This window comes from Beijerinckia sp. 28-YEA-48, from assembly GCF_900104955.1.
Classification (GTDB): domain Bacteria; phylum Pseudomonadota; class Alphaproteobacteria; order Rhizobiales; family Beijerinckiaceae; genus Terripilifer.
Genome location: NZ_FNSI01000001.1, coordinates 976,394 through 1,001,274 on the forward strand (window position 1 = coordinate 976,394; position 24,881 = coordinate 1,001,274).

Below are 24,881 nucleotides of genomic sequence, written 5' to 3' on the forward strand. Positions count from 1 at the left end.
AAGCCCCAGTTCGCCATCGCCACGTTTTGACGCGCGGATCTCATTGTAGCCCTTTGCCAGGTCTCGGTCGAAATGGCTTCGGCCCAATCCCTTGAGAATGGCGCGCCATGGGACAGGCCTGCCGGGGCGGGGTAGCGAATTCTAGGCAACGAGGCTCAAACGATCGACTTCGACGCGATTGCGGCCTGAGCTTTTCGCTTCATACAGCGCGATATCGGCGCGGCTCATCAGCGTTTGAATAGCTTCAGAGCCTTCGGAATAGGCAAGCCCGACGCTGACGGTTGTCTGAATCAGTCTTGATCCGATCCGCATCGTCGTCATCTCCATCTGTAACCTGATGCGATTGGCAACAGCGGTGGCCAATTCCAAAGACGAACCGGTGAGGACAATGCAAAATTCCTCGCCGCCGAGGCGCACGACGATGTCTGTGGAGCGGACGCTATCGAGAATGAGGCGGCTGAAGCGTTTCAGCACCTGGTCGCCAGCGTCATGCCCAAAGCGATCGTTGACTGTTTTGAAGTGATCCAGATCCAGAAGAAGCACGGCCGTGTCGGGAGGCACGACATCCGGCCAGACTTCGAAGAGCACGCGCCGGTTCATCAGGCCGGTCAACGCGTCCGTCATGGCATTGAGTTTATGCTGCTCCGCGATCCGGGCTTGATGAAGCGTGAGCGATAATGTGCCGACGGCGGTCAATCCCATAATCACGACAACGGCATTGATATCTTCGGCCCAATTCGCGGGGCGTGCGTCGAGGGCAAATTGGCCCTGTTGGAGAAGGGCATAGCCACAGGCGATGAACGACGCCGAGGCCAGGAAGAAGCAAACGGCGTTGACGCCCATCAGAACGGGGGATTCGGCGCGTGCGATCCAATATTGGTGGCCGCTCAGTGCGAGCAGAACACCGATGACCACATTGCCGACCATTGTGCCGATGCCGGAATAACCAAGTCCAAAGCTGACAGACAAGGCGAGGGAGCCGGCCGCGCAAATCGACAGGGCTGTTCCCAACCTCATTCGGTCCGAGCAGAATTTCGCCGAGCCCAAATAAAGCAACCCAAAGCCAATGGTCAGGAACGTAAAGGACCAGAACAGATAGGCGTTATTGTAGCGCTCGATGATCCAGCCAAAAAAGATGACGCCGACGACGATAAAGACGAGGCCGACGGACCAGACGAGCAAATGCGCCTCTGATCGGGCCACGGTCCACATCATGAACAAGGTCAGCCCAAGGGAAGCCCCTGAGAAGCCGATCGCGACGAGAATGGAAAACTGATCGAGAAGCATGCTGGGGTGATGTTGCCGCAGGAAGGTGACTTCGTCATAGGTCAGCAATCGTACCTAACGGAACATCTGCCGAATTATTCTATATAAGACAGATAATTCGTTAAATTTTTCGATTTGAAGAAGATAAAATGGGCCGGGCTCTTGGACGCGCCGCGTCCCTTCTGTGATAGGAAGAATCTCTAAGCCCCCGGAGCCGTGCGCAATGAAACGCCAGATCAGACGCGCCATTGTCGCTGTCTCCCTTTCGGCCGCTGCTGTTTTGCCGGCGTCGGCCCAAGGGCTTCCGCCGGGTTTCGTGCGGGTTGCCGATGTGGTGCCGGGCGCCTTGCAGGACGTGCGCTACGCCGGCAGCAATAATTTTTACGGCCGGCCGGTGCCGGGCTATAGCGCGGCCGAATGCTGGCTGTTCAAGCCGGTGGCCGAGGCGCTGGCGCGGGTCGAGGCTGATGCGCGGGTGCGCGGACTGCGGCTGGTGCTGTGGGATTGCTATCGGCCGCAACGGGCGACGGATGCTTTCGTGCGCTGGGCCGCCGATCCCTCGGACCAGGCGACCAAGGCGCAGTATTATCCCAATATCGATAAGAGCATGTTGTTTGTCGCCGGCTATATCGCGAAAAACTCATCTCATTCCACCGGTACGGCGATTGATCTGGGTCTCGCCACGGCCGACGGGCGCGTGCTCGACTTTGGCTCGTCCTACGATCTCTCCGATCCGATGTCGGCGACGGTTTCAACCGCTGTGCCCGATGCCGCGCGGGTCAATCGCGCGCTCCTGCATGGGATGATGGCGGCGCGCGGGTTCAAGAATTACGCGCGCGAATGGTGGCACTATTCCTATCCGCCAGCTGGTCGGCAGCCGACCTATGACGTGCCGATCACGGCACGTTGAGCGACCCATATCGCCATCCCCATATCCCCATCCCTATGTCGCGGTCTTGAATCGTCTTCGCAATCGTCTTCGCAATCGTCCTGGCATCAACCTTGTTCCGAAAGGGGTTTTGTCGGTGTGATGTCGTGCGACATGCTTCCGTCATGTGGCCGACGCGCGAGCGTCATGCGACTCGCATAACCGGCTCCGGCAATGGGCGGCGCGATGGCTCCGCCAGTTCGGGAGCCCGCCCTTGTCAGATATCGCCGCCGCCGTCCGCCGTCATACCACCAGCAATCTGAAACAGGCCGTGCACAAAAACGGCACCCTGTCGCGCGAAGGCGTGTTGGAGCGGCTGTTCACATTTGCTTTTCGCGGCCTGGTTTATCCGCAGATCTGGGAAGATCCGGTGGTCGACATGGACGCGCTGGCGATCCGCCCCACCGATCATGTGGTCACCATCGCCTCTGGGGGCTGCAATGTGATGAGCTATCTGGTGGCCGGTCCCGCCAAGGTGACGGCGCTTGATCTCAACGGCGCCCATGTCGCCCTCAATCGGCTGAAGCTCGCGGCGGTGCGCGCCGTGCCGAGCCATAAGGAATTCTATCGCTTCTTTGGCGCCGCCGATCGGCGCGACAATATGGATCTCTACCAAGAGCATGTCCGGCCGCAGCTCGACGAGACGACACAGCGCTATTGGGAAAAACGCAGCCTGTCCGGACGCCGCCGCATCGGCGCCTTCTCGCGCGGCTTTTATCGCAGCGGCTTGCTCGGCTCCTTCATCGGCGCGGCGCATCTGGTGGCGCGTCTGCATGGTTGCGATCCCAAGCGCATCCTCTCGGCCAAGACGCGCGAAGAGCAGCGCGAGCTGTTCGAGAAACATTATGCCCCGGTGTTCAACAGCTTCCTGCTGCGCCGCATCGTCGCCAATCCGGCGTCGCTCTACGGCCTTGGCATTCCGCCGGCGCAATATCGCGCGCTGGCTGGCGATGAGGGCATGGCGGCCGTGCTGAAGAAGCGGCTCGAAACCCTGTGCTGCGATTTCGACATCGCCGACAATTATTTCGCCTGGCAGGCCTTCGCCCGCCGCTATGACGCGGGCAATAATCCGAGCCTGCCGCCGTATTTGCAGCCGCGCCATTTCGAGACGGTGCGGGCGCGGGCGCATCGCGTCGATGTGCGCCATCAGTCGATGACGCGCTTTCTGCACACGAGCCCGTCGGCCAGCGCCGATTGCTACGTGCTGCTCGACGCGCAGGATTGGATGAGCGATGTCGATCTGACCGAATTGTGGGAGGAGATCACCCGCACGGCGCGGCCGGGCGCGCGCGTCATCTTCCGCACCGCCGCCGACGAACGCCTGCTGCCGGGCCGCATCCCCGAGCGCCTGCTATCGCGCTGGACCTATGAGGAGAGCCGCAGCCAGGTGCTTGGCGCGCGCGATCGCTCCTCGATCTATGGCGCCTTCCATCTCTACACCCTGCGGAATCCTTAAGATGTCGGGCGCCGCCGAACATATGGATCGCATCTACCGCTGGCAGGCGCCGATCTATGATCTGACACGCAAACCCTATCTGCTCGGCCGCGATCAGTTGATTGCTTCGCTTGCGCCGCCGCCGGGCGGAACGGTGCTGGAGATTGGTTGCGGCACCGGGCGCAATCTGGTTGCCGCCGCCAGGCATTGGCCGCGCGCCCGTTTCTATGGCTTCGACATTTCAACGGTGATGCTCGCCAACGCGCGCCGCGCCGTGCAGGATGCGGGTCTCGAAAAGCGCATCACGCTGGCTGCCGCTGATGCGGCGACCTTCGAGCCGCAGCAGGTGTTTGGACGCGGCAGTTTCGATCGCGTCTTCATGTCCTACACGCTGTCGATGATTCCACCATGGCGCGAAGCGCTGGCGCGGGGCTGCGATGCGTTGACGCCAGAAGGTGAATTGTTCGTCGCCGACTTTGGCGATCAAGCCGGTCTGCCCAAAACCTTCCGCGCGGTGCTCTATCGCTGGCTGGCCGCGTTCTCGGTCACGCCGCGGCTTGATCTTGATGAAGAGCTCGATCGGCAGGCGCTGGCGCGCGGGCGCGCTGCGTCGGTCGAGCGGCCCTATCGTGGCTATGCCGTCCTGGGACATATTGGCCCAGTGGCGTAAGCCTGCAACCATTCGACTGTTGAACCGTTAGCATCCCGGATCATTTTTCAGGGATGTTGGCATGCGCTTTCTGATCGGCCTTATTTGTGGCGTCGCTCTGACGATCGGAGTGGCCTGGGTCATCGATCATTCTGGCGGTTCGGAACACAGGCTGGTCAATTGGGACCAGTTCGAAAAGACCGTCGATGGTGCGCGCCAAAGCGTGCGCCGACTGGCCGAATGATCACAATATAGAACTGGTTTCCTGGTAGATTGCGCCACACGCCCCCTGCGAGCCATACTGGGCGGGCAAGAGACGAGGGCGCCATGGGTTGGTCGGTTATGATCGGGCGTATCGCCGGGACGGCGGTGCGCATTCACATCACCTTTCTGCTGTTCCTGTTGTGGATCGGCTTCGCCTCCTGGCGCACCGGCGGTTCCGAGGCCGCCTGGAACGGCGTCGCCTTCATGGTGCTGCTGTTTGCCTGCGTGCTGGCGCATGAGTTCGGCCATATCTTCATGGCGCGCCGCTTCGGCATCGCCACGCCGGACGTGACCTTGCTGCCGATCGGCGGCGTGGCGCAGCTTGAGCGCATGCCCGAAAAGCCGATCGAACAGCTTTGGGTGGCGATCGCCGGGCCAGCGGTGAATGTAGTGATTGCCCTGGTGTTGATCTTCGCTTTGGGCGCGACGACGGATGTGCAGCAACTGGCGCAGATCGAAGACGGCCGGCATGCGCTGATCGCACGGCTCGCCAGCGCCAATCTGTTTCTCGCCATCTTCAATCTCATTCCCGCTTTTCCGATGGATGGCGGGCGCGTGCTCAACGCCATTCTCGCCATGCGCATGGATCCGCGCCGCGCCGTGCAGATCTCGGCGCGCATCGGGCAGGGCTTCGCTCTGCTGCTAGGATTCTTGGGCCTGTTCGGCAATCCGCTGCTCGTCTTCATCGCCATCTTCATCTATATGGCCGCCGCCGCCGAAGCGCAGGGCAGCACGATGCAGAGCACGACATCGGGGCTTTTCGTTTCCGACGCGATGGAGACGAAGTTTCTCACCATTCCGATCGAGGCTGATCTTGCGCACGCGGTCGAGACATTGCTGTCCACATCCCAGCATGAATTCCCGGTGGTCGATGCTTTCGGCAAACCGATCGGCGTTCTGACCCGCGACGATCTGTTGACGGCGCTAAAGAGCAAGACGCCGGATGCGCCGGTGGCGGAAGCCATCAACGCCGGCGCCCCCAGCGTGCATCCGCGCGATAGCCTCGACAGCGCCTTGCGGACGCTCAATTCCACCGGTGCGCCAGCGATCAGCGTCATCGACGAGCAGGGCCGGGCCGTCGGCATGCTGACGGCGCAGAACGTGCTGGAAATGATGATGGTGCGCAGCGCGCGGCCGGAGTGGAATTTCGGACGTAAGTGAAGACCTCGCTGTCATTCCCGACGTCTGCGCAGCAGGCGAGCGGGAATCCAGAGCAGCCGCTGGTTGCTCAGTCAGTCGGATATCATGCCACGATCTTATTGGGTCTATATTCTGGCCAGCGAACGCAATGGCACGCTTTACATTGGTGTGACCAACGATCTTGCGCGGCGCGTCTATGAACATAAAACCAAGGCCGTTCCTGGATTCACTTCGCGTTATGATGTCGGTCTCCTCGTCTGGTATGAGGAATACAGTGACGTGAATGATGCGATCGCGCGCGAAAAGGCGCTGAAGCGCTGGGAGCGGAAGTGGAAACTTCAGCTGATTGCGGCAACCAATCCGCAGTGGTTCGATCTTTACGAAACCTTGAACCGCTAGCTCTGGATTCCCGCTCGGCCGCTTTGCGGCTGTCGGGAATGACAAGTGAGCCTTTTACTGGCGCATTTGCCAGATAGCCTCGCTGTCATTTCCGACGTCTGCGCAGCAGGCGAGCGGGAATCCAGAGCGCGTGGTAGGATCGTCGTGCAGTTATCATGAGTGTAAGGCGGGCGTTGAGCCGGTTGCTCTGGATCCCGGATCGCCTGCTCCGCAGGCGTCCAGGATGACACCGAGGTTCTACGATCAAGCCATCTCCGGAGCTCTGAACCCCCTTCGCCTGCTTTAGTTCCCTCAAAACGGGCGAAACCTTCAATGGAGCTCTCACAATAGAGTGACGTCCTCCCGCTGATCTACCGGGGTGATTGCCTCGTTGTAGATCTGGTCACTTCGGCCATCCCAGAGGGAGCCTCATCATGAAGACAATCTCCAAATTCGCCTTCGCGGCAGTTTTTCTAAGCTCTGCTTCGTTGTTTACGCCGATCGCATCGGCAGCACCGTTCAGCTTCACGCCGGTCGGGACACAGGGCGATGCCCAGATCGTGCCAGCGGCCATGACGCGCCACGAGCGGATGATGCATCGCCGCGAGATGGAACGGCACCACATGCGGCGCGGTCATCGGGCGATGCGACCCAGTCAAATGCGGAGCAATCGCACGATGGGCCGCAAGGACATGACGAATTCCGATGCGGGCGCGATGACCAATTCGCGCGCGCCGACGAGTGAACGCGGTCCGATCAGCCCGCCGAAGGATATGTCCACGTCTGATGCAGGGGCGCGTAACAACTCGCGCGCGCCAGCCAGCGTGCGTGGCCCGATGACGCGGCCGAAAGACATGTCGACGACGGATTCGCCGAGATAGCCTGGCTGTCATTCCCGCTCGCCTGCGCAGGTGAGCGGGATGAAACGGAGGCTCGGCGTAGGGGTTCAGAAGCTCACAACCCCTTCGCCAGCTTCTCCGCGATGAACGGCGCGAAATAGGTCAGCACGCCCTTGGCGCCGGCGCGTTTGAAGGCGATCAGGCTTTCGGCCATGGCCTTCTCGTGATCGAGCCAGCCGCGTTCCACCGCCGCCATGATCATCGAATATTCGCCCGATACCTGATAGGCATAGGTCGGCACGCCGAATGTATCGTGGACGCGGCGGATGATGTCGAGATAGGGCAGGCCGGGTTTCACCATCACCATGTCGGCGCCCTCGGCGAGATCGAGCTCGACTTCGCGCAGCGCTTCATCGCTATTGCCGGGATCGAGCTGATAGGTGCGCTTGTCGCCCTTCAGCAGGCCGCCGGAGCCAACCGCATCACGGAACGGGCCGTAGAAGGCCGAGGCATATTTGGCCGCATAGGCCATGATTTGCACATGCTGGAAATTCTCCGCATCGAGCCCTCTGCGGATGGCGCCGACGCGCCCGTCCATCATGTCTGAGGGGGCGATGATGTCGGCGCCGGCGCGCGCCTGCGTCAGCGCCTGGCCGACGAGCACATGCACCGTCTCGTCGTTGAGGATTTCATCGCCGCGCATCAGCCCGTCCTGGCCGTGGCTGGTGTAGGGATCGAGCGCCACGTCGGTGAGCAGGCCGATCTCGGGCACGGATTTCTTGATGGCGCGGCAGGCGCGGCAGATCAGATTGTCGTCGTTCAGCGCTTCGCTGCCGTCTTCGTCGCGCAGTTTCGGGTCCGTATAGGGAAAGAGGGCGATGGCCGGGATGCCAAGCTTGGCGGCCCGTTCGGCCTCGCGCACCGCTTCATCCACCGAATAACGCTCGACCAGCGGCATGGAATCGACCGGAATGCGCTGGCGGGCGCCGTCGACGATGAAAATCGGCCAGATCAGGTCGTCGACCGTGACGACGTTCTCGCGGGTCAGCCGGCGGCTCCAGTCGGTGCGGCGCAGGCGGCGGGGGCGGTGGGTCAGGTCGAGGCTGGGGGCAGCTTGCGTTGCGGGGACTTTCCGGCCTGATTTCGACGCCATTTCATGTTCCTTATGTCTTACAGCGCGCAGGTTATAGCCCTCATTCGTGCCGCAGATGATGGATAAAACTGTCACATCTGCTGAAAAATGAGCGAAAAGCAGGGGAAATGTAAGCGCCATCTTACATATCGAGGGAAGTTTCCTCACGTTGACGCGGCGGGCCGGCGGCTCTATCCGGGAAGCCCCTTCCGCGCCGATTCAGTTGGCGCGTCCGGAGCTTGCGCATGCCGATCGTCCAGGCGGACCGATCAGACCCATTTGACGACCGCGAGGCCATCCAGGTCGGGCCGGAGGCGGAACGCCGCCGCCGCGCCTCGCTGCGCTGGGCCATCATGCTGGTGGTTTACATGCGGGCCCTGGCGGCGCTGTGGATGGTTCTCGGCCTCGTTAACTGGATGAAGTTACTTTTCCCGGCCGGCGGCCCGCCAAACCTTCCCGAAAGCCTGAATTCGACCGTCGCCGTGCTCGCCGTCGTCCAGGTGGTGGCGGCCGCGGGCCTGTGGCTGGCCAATCCATGGGGTGGGGTGCTGTGGCTGGTGGTGGCTTTTGGCGAGGCGCTGGCGGCGCTTTTCGTGGCCGGATTTCCCAATGGCGGGGCCCTTCTGATGGCCCTCTACGCGCCCCTGATTTTGATCTATTTCCTACTGACTTATCTCGCTTCCCGGGAAACCGAAGTGCGTTATGGAGGCCGTCCAAAGCCTCTGATCGGGCGCTTCAAGCGCACCGGTGGTTAAGCGATTTTTACTCAAAAAACAGAGGGTTAGTTAAGCATCGATTCAGCCCAAGTGGTAAACCTGGGATTCATTCTGTTATTTAAACTCGTCTTCATTCGAGCAACCTATCTTCCTTATCAACGAGCCGGCACAGACCGGCCGGGCAAGGTGTTAACGGGGTGATGAAAATGAGCACGGCTTTGAAGTCCGAAATGTCGCAGAACCGGTCCGAGCGCACAGCGCAAGTGCGTCCCGCCTATTTGGAATCGCTGACCCTGGTGGAGCGGCTGCATCGCCGCCTGCTCGATGTCATCAAGGATGAATTCGACCGCCGCGGTCGCAGCGACATCAACGCCGTGCAGGCGCTGCTGCTCTATAACATCGGCGGCAGCGAGTTGACGGCGGGCGAACTGCGCACACGCGGTTACTATCTCGGCTCCAACGTCTCCTACAACGTCAAGAAACTGGTCGAGATGGGCTATCTGCATCATGCCCGCTCGCGCGTCGATCGTCGCTCGGTGCGCATCAGCCTGACCGACAAGGGCAAGGAAGTGCATGACGTCGTCAGCGCGCTCTATGAGAAGCATGTCCTGACGGTGGAACAGATCGGCGGTATTCCGGCGGAAGATTTCGTCCGCATGAACCAGGCCCTGGTGCGCCTCGAGCGCTTCTGGACCGACCAGATCCGTTATCGTCTGTAGAAATTGAGTTAGGTCCCCCCGAAAGCAGCCCCCTAGTGGGGCTGTTTTTGCGAGAAGGAGGGCGCGATGGAGTTTCTCTTCAATCTCCTTGGCGAGTTTTTCATCGTGCTCGGCGCGCGGGCGGTGGAATCGGTTGCGAAAGACGAACGTCACGTTGATGGAAACAGTTTCTACGCGCGGGCAGCCGGCCTTGTTGCGGGCATCGCTGTCGTGGCAGTGTTCGGGGCGATGATTGGCGGCGTGCTTTACATATCGTTTGCACGATGACGCCCTCGTTTCTTTCCGCAATCCTCAACGCGTATCCGGATTGGGGGCGGTTGCCGATCATCGAACGGTCGGGGCCGGGGTGGCGGGGCCGCGCGTTGATCGTGCCGGCACCTTCGACTTCCGACCTCGAAGGAGGTCTCGATCTCGAAGAAGTTGACGATGAAGTGACGATCAGCTTCGATCATAGCCACATTCATCGGAACTGGCCGGCGGAACGACCGGGCGATCTGTGGTCGGACGCTTTGATTTTAGTCGGGGCGATCCTGAATGAAAAAGTTGCCGCATCGTCCGGTTGGATCGATGATGAGCTGCGGGTAGGGGCGCTCCATGAGTCCGACAATGAACCGAACCTGCTGGTCCCTGGGATCCAGCTCATTCGTATCAGGTCGTGGCTTGGAACCTTTGACCGGGATATTTCGCCAGTTCGGTGAAGAGCGGTAAGGGTTGAATTTCATGCTGCCGAATTGGGTCATCCGTTTCTGGCGTTCGTTCGCGATGACCGGCCTGTTGCTGGCCACGCTATTCTTCGCGGCCTCGCTGACACCGACCCTGATCCCGCGTAATTATCTCGCCCAAGGCGCATTGTCCGGCCTGTCGGCCGCCGCCGGTTATGGTCTCGGCTTCTTTCTGCGCTGGCTCTGGCGCTATCTGGAACTGCCGGAATTCAAAGCGCGCACCCAGCGCATCTGGAAAGTCGTGGCGGCGCTGATCTGCGGCGTCGTCGGCCTCGTCTTTCTGTGGCGCGCCGCCGAATGGCAGAACTCGATCCGGCATTTGATGCACCTCGATCCGGTGGACACGGCGCATCCGCTGGAGGTCGGCGGCATCGCGCTGGCCACCTTCGTCGTGGTCATCGCGCTCGCCCGGTTGTTCAACCTTCTGCTCTATTTCATTTCCGAACGGCTGAACCGCTTCGTGCCGAAGCGCATCTCCTATGTTGTGGGAACGGCGATTGTGGCGCTGCTGTTCTGGTCGGCGGCGAACGGCGTCATCTTCCGCTATGCGCTGCGCGCGCTCGACAGCTCCTTCCAGCGGCTGGACGCCCTGATGCCGCCCGACATGCAGCGGCCAGCCGATCCGCTCAAGACCGGCAGCGCCAGTTCGCTGGTGCGCTGGCAGGATCTCGGCCGCATGGGCCGCTCCTATATCGCGACGGGGCCGACCGCCACCGACATCGCCTCTTTCACCAAGGCGCCAGCGAAGGAGCCGGTGCGCGTCTATGTCGGGCTCGAATCCGGGGCGACGCCGCAGGAGCGGGCCCGTTTGGCATTGGAGGAGTTGAAGCGGGCGGGGGGCTTTGAGCGCTCGACGCTGGTCATCATCACGCCCACCGGCACCGGCTGGGTCGACGGACAGGCGATTGACCCGATCGAGTTTCTTCACCGTGGCGATGTCGCCAGCGTCGCGGCGCAATATTCCTATCTCGCCAGCTGGATGTCGCTTCTGGTCGAACCGGGCTATGGCGCCGAACAATCGCGCGCCCTGTTCAGCGAGATCTACGGCTATTGGCACACGCTGCCGCGCGCCTCGCGGCCAAAGCTCTATCTGTTCGGGCTCAGCCTCGGCTCGCTCTCGACCGAACTGTCGAATGAATTGTTCGAGGTGTTGGGCGATCCCTATCAGGGCGAGCTGCTGGCTGGGCCGCCGTTCGCCAGCCGCATCTGGCGCTCGATCACCAATCGCCGCAACCCCGGCACGCCGGAATGGCTGCCGCAATTCCGCGACGGCTCCTATGTCCGCTTCACCGCGCAGAAGAACGCGCTGGATATTCCCGATGCGCAGTGGGGACCGTTGCGGGTGGTCTATTTGCAATATGCCAGCGATCCGATCACCTTCTTCGATCCGAGCTCGTTCTACCGCGAGCCCGACTGGATGAAGACGCCGCGCGGCCCCGATGTTTCGCCCGAGCTGCGCTGGTATCCAGTCGTCACCTTCCTGCAACTGGCGCTTGATCTCGCTGTCGCCACCACAACGCCGATCGGCTTTGGCCATGTTTATGCGGCGGAGAATTATATCGATGCGTGGAAGGAAGTGGCCAATATCAAGGATTGGTCGCCGGTGGAGACCGATCGGTTGAAAGAGCGGTTTATTGCGCAGCGGGCGGTGAAGAATTGAGGGCCGATTGGTACAAGAGCGTTTCGCGGTTTGCTGGAAGCGCTGAATGACCACCGTCATTGCGAGGAGCGTAGCGACGAAGCAATCCAGGGGCGTGTGGAAATATGCCAAGAAGTGTCTGTGGTGCAGGCATATTTATGCCTAGGATTCTATCCTTTGACTTCTGCCTTTGACTCCTGGATTGCTTCGCTGCGCTCGCAATGACGGTTATTTCTCTACCGCCGCTTCACCTCATGCGGCGATCTCCCAAACGCCGCTTTAAACGCGCGGCTGAAGTGAGACAGGTCGCTGAAGCCATAGTTGAGCGCCGCGTCCGTCACCTGTTGCACCTTGCCTTCGCTCAACGCGCGATAACTCAAAGCCAGGCGCTGTTGCCAGAGCCAGCGGATCGGTGTCGTCTCTTCCGCCGCGAACAAACGGTTTAGGGTGCGCGGCGCCATGTTCTGGGCCTTGGCGATGGTGTCGAGATCAAGATCGGGATCGTGCAGGTGGGCGCGGATGAAGGTTTTGACGCGCTCAAGCCGTGGGTCGCCGCGCAGGCCGTCGGACGCGGTGAGTTCGGTTTCCAAAGTGGTGGCGAAAATGTCCAGCGCCGACTGGCTCAGGCGGTCCACCACCGCGTCGGAGGCTTCATCGAGGCTGGTGATCTGGCGGATGAGCGTGCCGCAGAGATTGCCGAGCTTTGATGTACGTGGGATCGCGCGGGCGGTGAGCGCGGCCGCATCGGGCAGGCGCGCTGTGAGCAGGGGTCTTGGGACCGAGACCATCATGGCGCGGGCGCGCGGGGCGAATTCCAAGGTGAAGGGTTGTGACTGGTCGTGCAGCACCATGTCGCCCTGGCGCAGCGGTGCCTCGCGGCCGCATTGCGTCAGGATCGCTTCGCCGCCGAGCGATAGCCAGAGCATGAAATAGTCGCGCGGGTCCTTGCGGATATCGTGCGGGCTGCGGGTGACGCAGATGCGCTCGTCCTCCGGTGTGGCCGACCAGATGTCGTTGATGGCGAGCGCGCCGAAGTGGCGGATGGCGATGCGGGCGCGAAACGCATGATGCGGCGCGCGACGGCATTCGGTGCGCGAGAAGTCGCGGCAGGTCACCTGATGCCAATGGTCGAAACCGTCGCTGGGTTTGACGGCGGTGACATCCGAGATGTGAGCCGACATGGGCATTCCCCAATGCATGAAGGGGCGCATTAAGCCCCGAAGGCGAGGCCGTGGCAATGTTTGGGCCAATTGTGCGGGATCATTTCTCCGCAACCTCAGTGTCATCCCGGACGCGCAACGCGCGATCCGGGAACCAGGGGCGTGTGGAAGAGTGCTGATCGAAACGGCGATACGCGGTCACGACGCAAGGCTTTACCGCTCGCCCCTGGGTCCCGGATCGCACCTGCGGTGCGTCCGGGATGACACCACGGTGGCCGCCTTGCAGGGATCGTCTGTCCATAAATCCGCCGTCCTCCCTGTCTATTCTGAGCCCGATCGATTGCGGCGAGCGCCGTCGGCGCGCAAGGGGGAGGGGGTTCCGCGCAATTCTGAGGAACAACCCCATGCGAGGTCAAGTCAAGGACACGCCTGAGATCATGTCCCTTTGCATTGAGCCAAGCGACACAAAGGCTTCTGTATCTTCAACTGAGCTGATGATGCCGCTGATGAGGCGGCCTGGCACGCAGAGGCCAAAAGCTGGCGAGCGCAGGCAAGCGCGCTGGCGGGGCACGGTGTTAGGGAGAAGCCTTCACCAGAGCGGGAGCAATGCCATGCCATATCAGGTCCAAACACTCGATCCGGCCAAAACCGTGATGATCGTCGTCGACATGCAGAACGATTTCGTCGCCGATGGCGCCAAGCTGCAATCGAAACAGGCCCACGCCATGGTGCCGAAACTGGCGCAGACCTTGAAGGCCTGTCGCGAACAGGGCATCCGCATCATCTACACCGCTCATGTGCATCGCCGCGATGGCAGCGACATGGGACTTTACGACGATCTCTATGGGCCGATCGCCGATCGTTCGTCCCTGGTCGATGGCACCGCCGGCTCGGAGATTTACGATGATCTGGCGCCCGCAGCCGGCGAGCATGTGATCAAGAAGCACCGTTACAGCGCTTTCTTCGCCACCGATCTCGATCTGATCCTGCGCGAATGGGGCATCGACACCGTGATCGTCTCGGGCACGACGACGGAAAACTGCTGCCACGCCACGGCGCGCGACGCGATGTTTCACAATTACAAAGTGGTCTTCCTGTCCGATTGCACCGGTACGTTCGATTATCCCGATGTCGGGCAGGGCGCGATGACGGCGGCTGAGGTGCATCACGCGACGCTTTCGATCCTGGCGTTCTCGACCGCCCATGTGATGACGGCGGACGAATGCCTGGGCCGCGTGCAGGGCGGTCCGGTGGTGCTGCGCAAAGCAGGGTGATCTTTGGAAAGGCGTCTTGCCTTCCGATAAGATCTGAATGGGTTGTGCGATTTGCGATAGGTCATGCTATGTCTTGCGCATGCATGGCTTTCGCGATCAGGCCCGACAGTGAATACACGCACCAGCAAGGCAAAACCCGTCGCGCGGCGCAACGCTGGCGAGAGCGCGGTTTCGCGCACCACCAAGAGCGACAAAGGCAGCGTGCAGTCGGCGGAGGTCGGGCTCAACCTGCTCGTCACCCTGGCGGAGAATGGTGGCGACCTGACTTTGTCGGCTTTGTCGGCGCAATCGCAGATGGCGCCGGCCAAGGCGCATCGCTATCTCGTCAGCCTGATCCGCGCCGGTTTTGTCGAGCAAGATCCGCGTTCGGAGCGCTATGCGCTCGGGCCCCAGGCGATCCGCGTCGGGCTGGTGGCGTTGGGCCGCCTCGACATGATGGAGGAAGCGACCAACGCGCTCTACCGATTGCGCGATCGCATCGATGAGACGGTGCTGCTCGCCGTTTGGGGCGCTTATGGTGCGACGGTGGTGCGGCGCGTCGATGCCAGTCGGCCGGTGACTGTCAATGCGCGTATCGGCTCGGTTCTGCCGTTGTTGCGTTCGGCGACGGGCCTCGTGTTCGGCGCCTTCCTGCCGAAAGAGATGATCGAGCCTGTGCTGGCTTCCGAATTGGCGCTGGCGCGCGAAGGCGCGCCGCTGGCGCTGGCGACCACGGAGCAGGCGGCGCACCGGCTCTTCGATACGGTGCGCCAGCGCGGGATCGGCTTTGTCGATGGCGCCAGGCTCGTGGGCATCCAATCGTTCAGCGCGCCGGTGTTTAATGCCGAGGGCGAACTGGCCTGCGCGCTGACGACGCTCGGCCCCACAGGCAGTTTCGACGATCGCCCCGATGGCCAGACGGCGCTCGCGGTGCTGGACGTGGCACGCGACCTGTCGGTACGGCTCGGCAGCTTCAAGGCGTGAAGGCCGCGCTTTACGCGCGGCCGGTCGGGAACGGGCTCCAGTCGCACAATTCCATCATGGTGCGCGACATGTCCTCGAAAAGATCGGTACGGATGCGCGCGCCCTCCGGCGTGTCGGCCAGATTGGTCTGCTCCAGCGGGTCGTTGACGAGATCGTAGAGTTCGACCAGCGGCAGCTTGTCGTAGATGCTCATGCGATAGCGTTGGGTGACGATGGAGCGTGTGCGCAGCGGGCCGTCGAGGCCGGGGAAGGCTTCATGTCCGTCCTCTTCGATCAACACGGCCTTGCGCCAGTCGGCCTTCGGATCGTGCAAGAGAGGGCGCAGGCTTTGGCCCTGCATGCCGTGAAACGGCGCGAGGCCGGCGGTGTCGAGGAAGGAGGGCGCGAGATCGATGGTGCTGGTGAGCGCATCGGTCGCCGCGCCGCCGTTCTTTTCGCCGGGCTCGCACCAGATCAGCGGCACGCGCACCAGGCCGTCGTAGTGCAGCGACGATTTCAGCATCAGGCCGTGGTCGCCCATGAAGTCGCCATGGTCGCTGGTGAAGACGATGACGGTGTTTTGGGCGAGACCCAGCCGTTCGAGGGTGGCGACGATGGCGCCCACCGCATCGTCGATCATGGTGATCATGCCATAGGTCAGCGCGATGGCCTGCCGCGCTTCCTCGACATCGACCACGAAAGGCACGGTGCCCAAGGTCTTGGCCTTGCCCGCTTGGCGCAGCTCACGCAGGCGCGTGATGATCGGATGATCGGCCGGCTGGCCGCAGATCGGCGACAGCGGCACTTGGGCGGGATCGTACATGTCCCAATAGCGGCCGGGTGGCGTGAAGGGGTGATGCGGATCGGGAAAAGAACAGTGCAAGAAGAACGGCGCATCGCCGCCCGCCAGGCTTTCGAGACGCGCGACGGTGCGCTCCTGAATGTAGCGTGTCGGATAAAGCTCTTCGGGAGTGCGCGTGCGATAGGCTTGCGGCACCGTGTAGCGATCATCCGGTAGAGCGTTGGCTGGGCCGCGCACGGCGTCGGGATCGGGTAGGCGCTGTTTCAGCCAGCCATAGTAATCGCCATGCACCATGTCGCCGTGCATCGTGCACAGTTCGATCTCATCGAAACCGTAGTAGGGACCGGAAATCGGCTGCGGATCGCTCTGCCAGCGTTTCAGGCTTTCCTCGTCATAGCGGCCATCGCTCCACATCGCCTTTTCGGTCTCGCTCAAAGCGGGTTGCGGCGCCGTGAGATCGGGATTGGCGTGCTGTTGCGCAGCAGCCGGCGGCAGGCCGGTCATGTTCTGCAGATGCGACTTGCCGACGACCCCCGTGCGATAGCCCGAGGCGCGCAACAGATCGCCAAACGTGTTGCTGCGCAGCGCCAGCGGCACGCCGTTGCAATGCAAGCCGTGCACCGAGGGCATGCGGCCGGTCATCATCGTGGCGCGATTGGGCATGCAGATTGGCGAAGCGACATAGTTTCGCGTGAAGCGACGCCCGCGTGCGGCCAGGGCATCGATATTCGGCGTGGCGACCACCGGGTTGCCGTAGCAGCCGAGGTGATCAATGCGATGTTGGTCGGTGGTGATGAACAGGATGTTCTTGCGGTCGGCGCGCATGGTCGCTCGCTCTATTGCTTGATCTGCGGCAGGCGTTCGATCTTCTGGGCCCATTCGTCCATATCGCGGCGAACATAGGCGGCAGCCTCGGTCACCGAGAGGGACTGCGGCGCCAGAGAATGGATTTTCAGGCTGTCGGCGAAGCCCGGCGAGGCGGTGGCGCGATTGATGGCGCCATTCAGCTTCTCGATGATGTCCTGGGGCGTGCCGGTGCGTGCGAAGATGCCGAACCAGTAATAGCCGGTGTCGAGATCGACGCCGCCTTCGCGGAAGGTCGGAACATTGGGCAGGACATCGCAGCGTTTGGCGGTGGACACGCCGAGCGCGCGCACTGTGCCGGCTTCGATAGCGCTCACCGCGGAGACAGCCGAGACGAACAAGGCATCGAGATGGCCGCCGATGACATCCTGGAAGGCGGGGCCGGAGCCGGTGTAGGGCACTTTCTGCATTTTGGCGCCGGCGCTCGCCTGAAACTCGATAGCGACGGTTTCGGCCGGCGTGCCAAGGCCGGAGCCGCCGTACATGACTTCGCCGCTTTTCGAGCGCGCCAACGCCACGAAGTCCTTCAACGTCGCGGCGGCGAATTTCGGATTGACGACGAGCACGTTGCACCCGCCGGAAGCAAAGACGGCGGCAGGCACAAAGTCGGTTGCCGGATTGTAGGGAATGTTCTTCTGGACATGCGGGTTGATCGACATCGGGCCTTCGCCCGCCATCAACAGCGTATAGCCATCGGCGGTCCCGCCCTTGACCGAGGTGGCGGCGAGGGTGCCACCGCCGCCGACCTTGTTCTCGATGACGACACGCTCGCCGATTTCCTTACCGAAAGGTTCGGACAGGAGACGGGCCGCGGTGTCGGCCGGTCCGCCGGCGGCATAGGGAACGACGAGAACGATCGGCTTGCGGGGATAGGTGTCGGCCCAGGCGGTTGTGGAGAGCCCGGCGGCAGCCAGTACGAGACCAAACGAAAACGACTGTCGGATGTTCATGACGTCCCTCCCTTCACTTACGGCACGCGCGATCAATTACGAATTTTAGGTCGACGCGCGGTTGCAGTTGACTTCCGAATTAAATCGTAATTCATTACGTATGTCGTAATCAAGTCCGGTGCGCGACTTTTTTCGAGGCGCGACTGGCTGGCGGCATGGCACTAATATCGGCGCACCAGGATGCGACAAGGAAAGACCCATGGCAGAAACCGCGGCAGCATCCGGTTGTCCATTTTCGGGGCGGAGCGACGCTGCGCCGCTGTCGCCGACGGGCTGCCCGGTTTCCCATCACGCGGCTGCTTTCGATGCCTTCGAAGGGCCGTATCAAGTCGATCCGGCCGAAGCTCTGCGTTGGGCGCAGGAGAGCGAGCCGGTCTTCTACAGTCCCAAGCTCGGTTATTGGGTGGTGACACGCTATCAGGACGTGAAGGACATCTTCCGCGACAACATCCTGTTCTCGCCATCGATCGTGCTGGAGAAGATCACGCCCGCGCCGCCGGAGGCACAGAGCATCCTGGCGAAATATGGCTATGCCATGGACCGCACGATGGTGAACGAGGACGAGCCGGCGCATATGGAGCGCCGCCGTCTGCTCATCGATTCTTTCGCGCCCGACGAATTGAAGAAGCAGGAAGCTGATATCCGCCGCTTGACGCGCGACTATATGGACCGCTTCATCGACACTGGGCGGGCCGATCTCGTCGATGACATCTTTCGAGAAATTCCGCTGACGGTCGCACTGCATTTCCTGGGCGTGCCGCAGGACGGCATTGACGAACTGCGGCAGTTTTCCGTCGCCCACACGGTCAACACCTGGGGGCGGCCGACACGCGAGGAACAGCTCGGCGTCGCCGATACGGTGGGCCGTTTCTGGCAGGCGGCCAATCGCATCCTCGATGAGATGATGCGCGATCCCGCAGGTTCGGGCTGGATGCATTTCTCCATCCGCCAGCATCACAAGCACCCGGACGTGGTAACGGAATCCTATCTGCGCTCGATGATGATGGCCATTCTGGTCGCGGCGCACGAAACGACGTCCTATGCATCGGCCAATGCGTTCCGCTTGCTGCTCTCCGATCGTCAAGCGTGGGAGGAGCTCTGCGAAAATCCCGAGCTTATTCCTAACGCGGTGGAGGAATGTCTGCGCCGTGCCGGCTCGATCGTCGCCTGGCGTCGCCTGGTTACTGCCGATACGACGGTCGGCGGGGTTGATATCCAGAAGGGGGCAAAGCTGTTGATCGTCATGGCTTCGGCCAATCACGACGAGCGGCAGTTCGAAAATCCTTTTAGTCTCGATCTGCATCGCGGCAATGCGATCGATCATCTGTCCTTCGGCTATGGCAGCCACCAGTGCATGGGCAAAAATATCGCCCGCATGGAAATGCGGGTCTTCCTTGAGGAATTCACCAAGCGGTTGCCGCATATGCAACTGGAGCCGCAGACGTTCGAATTTCTGCCGAACACGTCTTTCCGTGGCCCAAAACATTTATGGGTGAAGTGGGATCCCACGCAAAATCCAGAACGACGCGATCTAGCGCTGCTCGACAGGCATCAGGATTTCAAGATCGGCGCGCCGTCGAAGCGCGAGATCGCCCGTCCGCTGCGGGTCAAGCACATCCATCGCGAGACGGATCAGGTCGTGCGGCTGGTTCTGGAAGATCCGCATAGCCGCCGCCTGCCGAACTGGACCGCGGGTTCGCATATCGACGTGCTCGTCGATGGCTTCGACCGCCAATATTCCCTGTGCGGCGATCCGGCGTCATCGACCTATGAAATCGCCGTCCTGCGCGAGGACAACGGACGCGGTGGGTCCAGGTTCATCCACGGGCAGGTCACGGAAGGCATGATCCTGCGCACACGTGGGCCATCGAACCGTTTCCGCCTTGATGAAGCGGCGGATGGCTATGTGCTGATCGCGGCGGGCATCGGCATCACGCCGATCATCGCCATGGCCGATCGCCTGAAGGCGCTCGGCAAGCCCTATGAACTGCATTATGCCGGGCGCTCGCGCGGCGAGATGCCTTTGATCGAGCGGGTCGTGCGTGACCATGGCGCTTGCCTGCACGTGCATTGCAAGGCCGATGGGCGTCGGCTGGCGCTTGCGGCCCTGGTGAACGAGCTGGCTCAGGGCTGGCAGGTCTATGCCTGCGGGCCGGAGCGTCTGCTCAGCGAGATCGAGGACCTGACGGCGGGCTGGCCTGACGGTCGCCTGCATGTGGAACATTTCAGCGGCTCGGGCCTGCTGCTCGATCCGTCGAAGGAAATGGCGTTCGAGGTTGAATTGCGTGACTCCGGCCGCACGCTTCATGTCGCGCGGGATCAGACCTTGCTGCGGGCTTTGCATGCGGCAGGCGTCGATGTCGCCTGCGATTGCGAGGAAGGTCTGTGCGGTTCCTGCGAGGTCGGCGTCATCGATGGCGAGATCGACCATCGCGACATGGTATTGACGCGCGCCGAGCGGACGGAGAACCATCGTATGATGACATGTTGCTCACGTGCGCGTGGCGGCAAACTGACGCTGTCGCTCTAAGCGGACATTGGCCTCGGCTCTGCAATAAAACTGTCACAGAGGGCGCATAGGCCGAGAACAGCTCTGTTCCAGCTGGAGACTGCCATGCGTCGCTCTGTTCTTGTTCTGGGAGCGCTAGGCGCGCTTTGCGCCTTGGCCGAACCAGCTTTGGCCGAACCAGCCATAGCCGCCGCTCGCCCGCACAATGTTTTGCTCTTCGTCGCCGATGGTTTGCGGCCGGGGATGGTCAATGCGCAGACGGCTCCGGCGATCACGGCGCTGTGGAAACAGGGCGTGCATTTCACCAACACCCATTCGATGTTTCCGACCTTCACCACCGCCAATGCCTCGGCCATGGCGACAGGCCATAAGCTCGGCGACACCGGCGATTTCAGCAATACGATCAATGCCGGCTTTCAGGTGCCGGGCGCCGGTAACAGCCTGACGCCGTTTCTGGAAAGTGATCCGGTGCTGGCCGATGTCGATGAGCATTTCGCTGGCGACTATCTCAATCAGGAAACGGTGATGAAGGCGGCGCGGCTTGCCGGCATCAGCACGGCGACGATCGGCAAGCTTGGGCCGGCCCTGATCTTCGATCATACCGAACGCACGGGCGCGCAGACGCTCACCATCGACGACATGACCGGACGCGCCGGCGGCGTGCCCTTGAGCGAGGATGTGCAGCAGCGGCTGAAGTCCGCCGGTCTTGGCCTGGAAGCGCCGGGGCGTGGCGACAACGGTCAGGCCGGCGATATGCTCAAGCCCGGCACCTTGCAGGCCAATGTCACCCAGCAGGATTATTTCCTCAACGCAGCGACCAAAGCCGTGCTGCCGCTGTTCAAGGCGCGGGCCAAGCCGTTCATGATGGTGTTCTGGTCACGCGATCCCGACGGCACCCAGCACAATCAGGGCGACAGCCTGAACCGGCTGGTTCCTGGCATCAACGGCCCGACTTCGCTTGCCGCCATCCGCAATGCCGATCACGATCTGGCCGAACTGCTGGCGACGCTGAAGACGCTCGGCCTTGATGAAACGACTGACGTGATCATCACCGCGGACCATGGTTTCTCAACGATCTCGAAGGAGAGCGCGACGAGCTATGCGGCGACGCAGGGCTATAAGGATGTGTTCCAGCGCTTCCTGCCGCTGGGCTTCGTGGCGATTGATCTGGCCCATGGTCTCGACATGCCGATGCTCGATCCCGATGCCAAATATGCGGCGATTGTCGCAGGCGCCCATCCCTCGAAGGGCAATGCTTTGATCGGCGGTGACCAGGATCACTCCAAGGTCGTCATCGCCGCCAATGGCGGATCAGATTTGGTCTATATCCCCGAGGGCGATCGCAACCTGGCGCGCAAGGTTGTCGATATCCTTTCGGCTCAGGATTATGTTAGCGGCCTGTTCGTCTCCGACGATCTCGGGCCTATTCCCGGCACGCTGCCGATCTCGGCCATCGATCTGAAGGGTTCGGCCGTGACGCCGATGCCGGCGATCGTCGTCAACTTCCGCAGCTTCTCGACGGGCTGCGCCGATCCGCTGGCCTGCGGCGTCGAAGTGGCCGACACGGTGTTGCAGCAGGGGCAGGGCATGCACGGCAGTTTCAGCCGCGCCGATACGGCGATCATTGGCGGCGCGCTCGGGCCGGACTTCCGCCAGGCCTTCGTCGATCCGGCGCCGGTGAGCAATGCCGACATCGGCAAGACCATGGCGCGCATCCTGGGGCTGCACATCAAGGATGTCGGCAAGCTCGTCGGCCGCGTCACCATCGAGGCGATGCCGAATGGCGCCATGCCGAAATGGCAGTCGACCGTGCAGGTCTCGGCGCCGGATGCGCACGGGCAGATCACCAAGGTGGTGATGCAGGTGCTCGGCGCGACCCGCTATTTCGACGCCGCCGGCTATCCGGGGCGCACGCTCGGCTTGCCGGATCCGGCGGTTGCGCCCGTCCGGCATTGAGGGCGGAGAGCGGCCTATTCGTGGCGAATTTTTCGGCCGATTTCCTTGTTATGTGCCAATCGGCACATCTTTTCGCCCTTGTGCCGTGTTCTGTCTCTCCCTCAAGAAAAGGGAGTGCGATGAAGATGACCCGTTGCGACGATCTCAATCGGATCGCCGACCAGCTTTGGCAGGCTGGCGGTGAAGACCGCAAATATGCCGGCGTTGCGCGCGACGCGGCTGAAAAACTGGCGCGTGAGCGGTGCGATGTGTGGTTGGCCGTCAAGGTGGACGTATTGGTGCGCCGGCTCTGCGCCCAGGGCAAGATGGAAGAGGGGCAGGCGTTGGCCGAGGCCGCCTTCATTTTGCGGGCCGAGAAAATTCGCGATCATGCACAGGCTGCCTGATATGAGCGGTTCGCGTTAAACCCGCATTTTCATGCGGGTTTTCGCGCTTATTTGAATCCAAAGCTGCTGGCGACTGTCATCAGATTTCCAACTTTTTCGACGATACTCGCTGCAACGAAAGTTGGTGTTGTGCGTTGAGTAACGGGAAATGCCGGGCGGGCCACCTAGAGCCATGACTTAAGACCGGCAAAACGCGTCACGGAGAGGCGGAGGCTCATATGAACGACCGCATTGCCCGTTTGGTGCATTTGTCGCAGCGTCTCACTCAGGCTGAGGAAAATTTCGCGGTGGAAGCGGAAGCCGTCCGCACCGCTGCTACCCGTCTCGCCGAAGGGCAGGGGGACGCCCGGCTCGCCGGCGTCATGGACGATCTCTTCAAACATATGCGCGCCCGCGCCCGCCTCGATGACGGCCAGCTTCTGGCCGAGACGTCGCTGCTGCTGCGCCGCCGGGGCGGTCCCTCGGGCACCAACCCAGTGTCGGAAGCCGCCTGATTGGTCAGGTAAAACTGACCGCTCAACGCCTTGCGCCGCGCATCCCACTGTGTGACCTTGGTCACACCCTTGATCTTTAACGGTCTTTCACAAGCTTGTGTTGCCCATTTACGCCGCAGTCGCCCTAATTTGGCCCGACTGTTCGTTCCTTTTTAAGCATATAACGGTACATCACTGTTGCTCGCGGCGGATTTTGCAATCGCTCGAGCGCGGGGCGCACGGCGCCGTACCAATACGAGGTTCAGTTCCCGTGTAATCCGCGCCCGCTTTTCGCGAGCGTTTTTTATAGCGGTGATTCAGATTTCTGGAGCAAGGCTTTGGGTGACAATATGAAATCAATTTCGCGGCGCGCCTTCACTTTGGGCTTCACCGGCGCGGCGTTGGGGCTTCCCTTGGCCTCCGCCTTTGCGGCCGATGACTTCGACAGCGGCCAGGCCGAATGGCAGCAGAAATTCGACGGCGACGCGCGCCTGCGCGTGCCGCGTTCCGAAACGCCGCTCCTGTCGCAGCAGACCATTTCGGGCACCGAGCAGGCGATCGCGCAATATCAAGCGCTCGCCGGTCGCGGCGGCTGGCAGACGGTGCCGTCCAACGCCACCCTCAAGATCGGCTCGCGCGGCCCGGCCGTGGTGTCCTTGCGCCAGCGCCTGATCATCACCGGCGACCTTGACCAGCAGGCCGGCGATTCTCCGGTGTTCGATTCCTATGTCGAGGCCGGCGTGCGCCGTTTCCAGGCTCGTCATGGCATCGGCCAGACCGGCATTGTCGCCAAGCAGACGTTCACCGAGATGAACGTGCCGATCCAGACCCGCATCCGCCAGCTCGAGACCAATCTGGTGCGCTTGCGTGCCTTTTCCGGGAACCTCGGCAACCGCTACGTTATGCTCAACATTCCCGCCGCCGCCGTCGAGACGGTGGAGAACGGCCAGATCGCCACCCATCACCAGGCCGGCGTCGGCAAGATCGATCGCCAGTCGCCCGTCATGCAGGCGCGCGCGCTGTCGGTGAACTTCAACCCATTCTGGACGGTTCCTGCCTCGATCATCCGCAAGGATTTGATCCCCAAGATGCAGCAGGATGCGAACTATCTCACCGAGAACAAGATCCGCATCTTCACCCGCCAGGGCCAGGAATTGCAGCCCTCGCAGGTGAACTGGAACTCCAACGAAGCGACGAACTATATGTTCCGCCAAGATCCGGGCGGCGAGATCAACTCGCTCGGCTTCGTGCGCATCGACATCGCCAATCCGCATGGCGTCTATATGCACGACACGCCGGCCAAGGGCATTTTCGGCGACGACTATCGCTTCGTCTCCTCGGGCTGCGTGCGCGTGCAGAACGTGCGCGACTATGTCGCCTGGCTGCTCAAGGACAACCCCGGCTGGGATCGTCCCAAGATCGACGAGGCCATCCGGTCCGGCCAGCGCATCGACGTGCGCCTGACGCCGGCGGTCAATGTCTATTGGGTTTATATCACCGCCTGGGCGAACGAGAATCTCATCCAGTTCCGCGATGACATCTATCGCCGCGACGGTTTCGGTGGTGGCGCTGTGGCGCAGAGCGCCCCGATCAACAATGCCAACGCGGCCGACGACGATCTGCTGCCGCCGATCCGCTAAACATCGGCTGGATTGAAACGACGAAGCCCCGGACCGAGAGGTCTGGGGCTTTTTGTTTCTTGTGCGGTCATACGGGATTGGATCATAAAAATCGTATA

24 protein-coding genes are annotated in these 24,881 nt (G+C 61.8%); 19 read left to right on the forward strand and 5 right to left on the reverse strand.

Annotated features, from left to right (window positions below; all coding sequences use genetic code 11):
- Nucleotides 1–141: 141 nt before the first annotated feature.
- Nucleotides 142–1,335 carry a GGDEF domain-containing protein gene (locus BLW50_RS04640; RefSeq protein WP_244544136.1) on the reverse strand — a complete coding sequence of 398 codons (1,194 nt, stop codon included), beginning with the start codon at nucleotides 1,333–1,335 and terminating at the stop codon, nucleotides 142–144.
- Between the two features lie 154 nt (nucleotides 1,336–1,489).
- On the opposite strand from BLW50_RS04640, the gene BLW50_RS04645 reads away from it, so the two are divergent.
- The 7 genes from BLW50_RS04645 (at nucleotide 1,490) to BLW50_RS04670 (ending at nucleotide 6,941) form a co-directional block, all read left to right on the forward strand.
- Entirely contained in the window at nucleotides 1,490–2,176 is a 687-nt protein-coding gene (locus BLW50_RS04645) for a M15 family metallopeptidase (protein ID WP_090698157.1), read from the forward strand.
- 232 nt (nucleotides 2,177–2,408) lie between these two features.
- The gene (locus BLW50_RS04650) at nucleotides 2,409–3,650 is read left to right on the forward strand and encodes a BtaA family protein (RefSeq protein ID WP_090698161.1); all 1,242 of its coding nucleotides are present in this window, start codon (nucleotides 2,409–2,411) and stop codon (nucleotides 3,648–3,650) included.
- Between the two features lies 1 nt (nucleotide 3,651).
- Nucleotides 3,652–4,299 (forward strand): class I SAM-dependent methyltransferase, encoded by a 648-nt coding sequence (locus BLW50_RS04655; protein WP_210186034.1) that lies wholly within the window; start codon nucleotides 3,652–3,654, stop codon nucleotides 4,297–4,299.
- Nucleotides 4,300–4,360: 61 nt separating this feature from the next.
- Entirely contained in the window at nucleotides 4,361–4,522 is a 162-nt protein-coding gene (locus BLW50_RS30605; protein ID WP_170849984.1) for a hypothetical protein, read from the forward strand.
- An 83-nt stretch (nucleotides 4,523–4,605) separates the two neighbouring features.
- Entirely contained in the window at nucleotides 4,606–5,703 is a 1,098-nt protein-coding gene (locus tag BLW50_RS04660; protein ID WP_090698165.1) for a site-2 protease family protein, read from the forward strand.
- An 84-nt stretch (nucleotides 5,704–5,787) separates the two neighbouring features.
- A complete protein-coding gene (locus BLW50_RS04665; protein WP_090708702.1) occupies nucleotides 5,788–6,081 on the forward strand; it encodes a GIY-YIG nuclease family protein in 294 nt (97 codons plus the stop codon).
- A gap of 413 nt (nucleotides 6,082–6,494) precedes the next feature.
- Nucleotides 6,495–6,941, forward strand: a complete 447-nt coding sequence (locus BLW50_RS04670; protein ID WP_090698168.1) for a hypothetical protein — start codon at nucleotides 6,495–6,497, stop codon at nucleotides 6,939–6,941.
- 73 nt (nucleotides 6,942–7,014) lie between these two features.
- Here BLW50_RS04670 and hemB read toward each other — a convergent pair whose 3' ends face one another.
- Entirely contained in the window at nucleotides 7,015–8,052 is a 1,038-nt protein-coding gene (hemB, locus tag BLW50_RS04675; protein ID WP_090708705.1) for a porphobilinogen synthase, read from the reverse strand.
- Between the two features lie 224 nt (nucleotides 8,053–8,276).
- On the opposite strand from hemB, the gene BLW50_RS04680 reads away from it, so the two are divergent.
- The 5 genes from BLW50_RS04680 (at nucleotide 8,277) to BLW50_RS04700 (ending at nucleotide 11,848) form a co-directional block, all read left to right on the forward strand.
- Entirely contained in the window at nucleotides 8,277–8,786 is a 510-nt protein-coding gene (locus tag BLW50_RS04680; RefSeq protein WP_090698172.1) for a DUF6163 family protein, read from the forward strand.
- A gap of 167 nt (nucleotides 8,787–8,953) precedes the next feature.
- Nucleotides 8,954–9,466 carry a transcriptional regulator LdtR gene (locus tag BLW50_RS04685; RefSeq protein WP_090708708.1) on the forward strand — a complete coding sequence of 171 codons (513 nt, stop codon included), beginning with the start codon at nucleotides 8,954–8,956 and terminating at the stop codon, nucleotides 9,464–9,466.
- A 66-nt stretch (nucleotides 9,467–9,532) separates the two neighbouring features.
- On the forward strand, nucleotides 9,533–9,733 hold the full coding sequence (locus BLW50_RS04690) for a hypothetical protein (protein ID WP_090698176.1): 201 nt from the start codon (nucleotides 9,533–9,535) through the stop codon (nucleotides 9,731–9,733).
- Nucleotides 9,734–9,783: 50 nt separating this feature from the next.
- Entirely contained in the window at nucleotides 9,784–10,164 is a 381-nt protein-coding gene (locus BLW50_RS04695) for a hypothetical protein (RefSeq protein ID WP_170849985.1), read from the forward strand.
- Between the two features lie 22 nt (nucleotides 10,165–10,186).
- Entirely contained in the window at nucleotides 10,187–11,848 is a 1,662-nt protein-coding gene (locus BLW50_RS04700) for an alpha/beta hydrolase (protein WP_090698183.1), read from the forward strand.
- A 215-nt stretch (nucleotides 11,849–12,063) separates the two neighbouring features.
- Here the strand turns inward: BLW50_RS04700 and BLW50_RS04705 are convergent, their stop codons facing one another.
- A complete protein-coding gene (locus tag BLW50_RS04705; RefSeq protein ID WP_244544137.1) occupies nucleotides 12,064–13,008 on the reverse strand; it encodes an AraC-like ligand-binding domain-containing protein in 945 nt (314 codons plus the stop codon).
- 590 nt (nucleotides 13,009–13,598) lie between these two features.
- Here BLW50_RS04705 and BLW50_RS04710 point away from each other — a divergent pair.
- Entirely contained in the window at nucleotides 13,599–14,261 is a 663-nt protein-coding gene (locus BLW50_RS04710) for an isochorismatase family protein (protein ID WP_090698189.1), read from the forward strand.
- A gap of 108 nt (nucleotides 14,262–14,369) precedes the next feature.
- A complete protein-coding gene (locus tag BLW50_RS04715) occupies nucleotides 14,370–15,224 on the forward strand; it encodes an IclR family transcriptional regulator (protein ID WP_170849986.1) in 855 nt (284 codons plus the stop codon).
- Between the two features lie 10 nt (nucleotides 15,225–15,234).
- Here BLW50_RS04715 and BLW50_RS04720 read toward each other — a convergent pair whose 3' ends face one another.
- Entirely contained in the window at nucleotides 15,235–16,830 is a 1,596-nt protein-coding gene (locus BLW50_RS04720; RefSeq protein WP_090698195.1) for a sulfatase family protein, read from the reverse strand.
- Between the two features lie 11 nt (nucleotides 16,831–16,841).
- Nucleotides 16,842–17,819, reverse strand: a complete 978-nt coding sequence (locus BLW50_RS04725; RefSeq protein WP_090698200.1) for a Bug family tripartite tricarboxylate transporter substrate binding protein — start codon at nucleotides 17,817–17,819, stop codon at nucleotides 16,842–16,844.
- 199 nt (nucleotides 17,820–18,018) lie between these two features.
- Here BLW50_RS04725 and BLW50_RS04730 point away from each other — a divergent pair, with 199 nt between their 5' ends.
- From BLW50_RS04730 to BLW50_RS04750, 5 genes are all read left to right on the forward strand, one after another.
- Nucleotides 18,019–20,349: a cytochrome P450/oxidoreductase gene (locus tag BLW50_RS04730; RefSeq protein WP_090698203.1), complete on the forward strand. Its 2,331-nt coding sequence runs from the start codon at nucleotides 18,019–18,021 to the stop codon at nucleotides 20,347–20,349.
- 84 nt (nucleotides 20,350–20,433) lie between these two features.
- A complete protein-coding gene (locus tag BLW50_RS04735) occupies nucleotides 20,434–22,284 on the forward strand; it encodes an alkaline phosphatase family protein (protein WP_090698206.1) in 1,851 nt (616 codons plus the stop codon).
- A 119-nt stretch (nucleotides 22,285–22,403) separates the two neighbouring features.
- Complete coding sequence (locus tag BLW50_RS04740) at nucleotides 22,404–22,670, forward strand: hypothetical protein (RefSeq protein ID WP_090698209.1); 267 nt, start codon at nucleotides 22,404–22,406, stop codon at nucleotides 22,668–22,670.
- A gap of 218 nt (nucleotides 22,671–22,888) precedes the next feature.
- The gene (locus BLW50_RS04745) at nucleotides 22,889–23,164 is read left to right on the forward strand and encodes a hypothetical protein (protein WP_090698211.1); all 276 of its coding nucleotides are present in this window, start codon (nucleotides 22,889–22,891) and stop codon (nucleotides 23,162–23,164) included.
- Nucleotides 23,165–23,493: 329 nt separating this feature from the next.
- On the forward strand, nucleotides 23,494–24,783 hold the full coding sequence (locus tag BLW50_RS04750; protein ID WP_090698213.1) for a L,D-transpeptidase family protein: 1,290 nt from the start codon (nucleotides 23,494–23,496) through the stop codon (nucleotides 24,781–24,783).
- Nucleotides 24,784–24,881 lie beyond the last annotated feature (98 nt).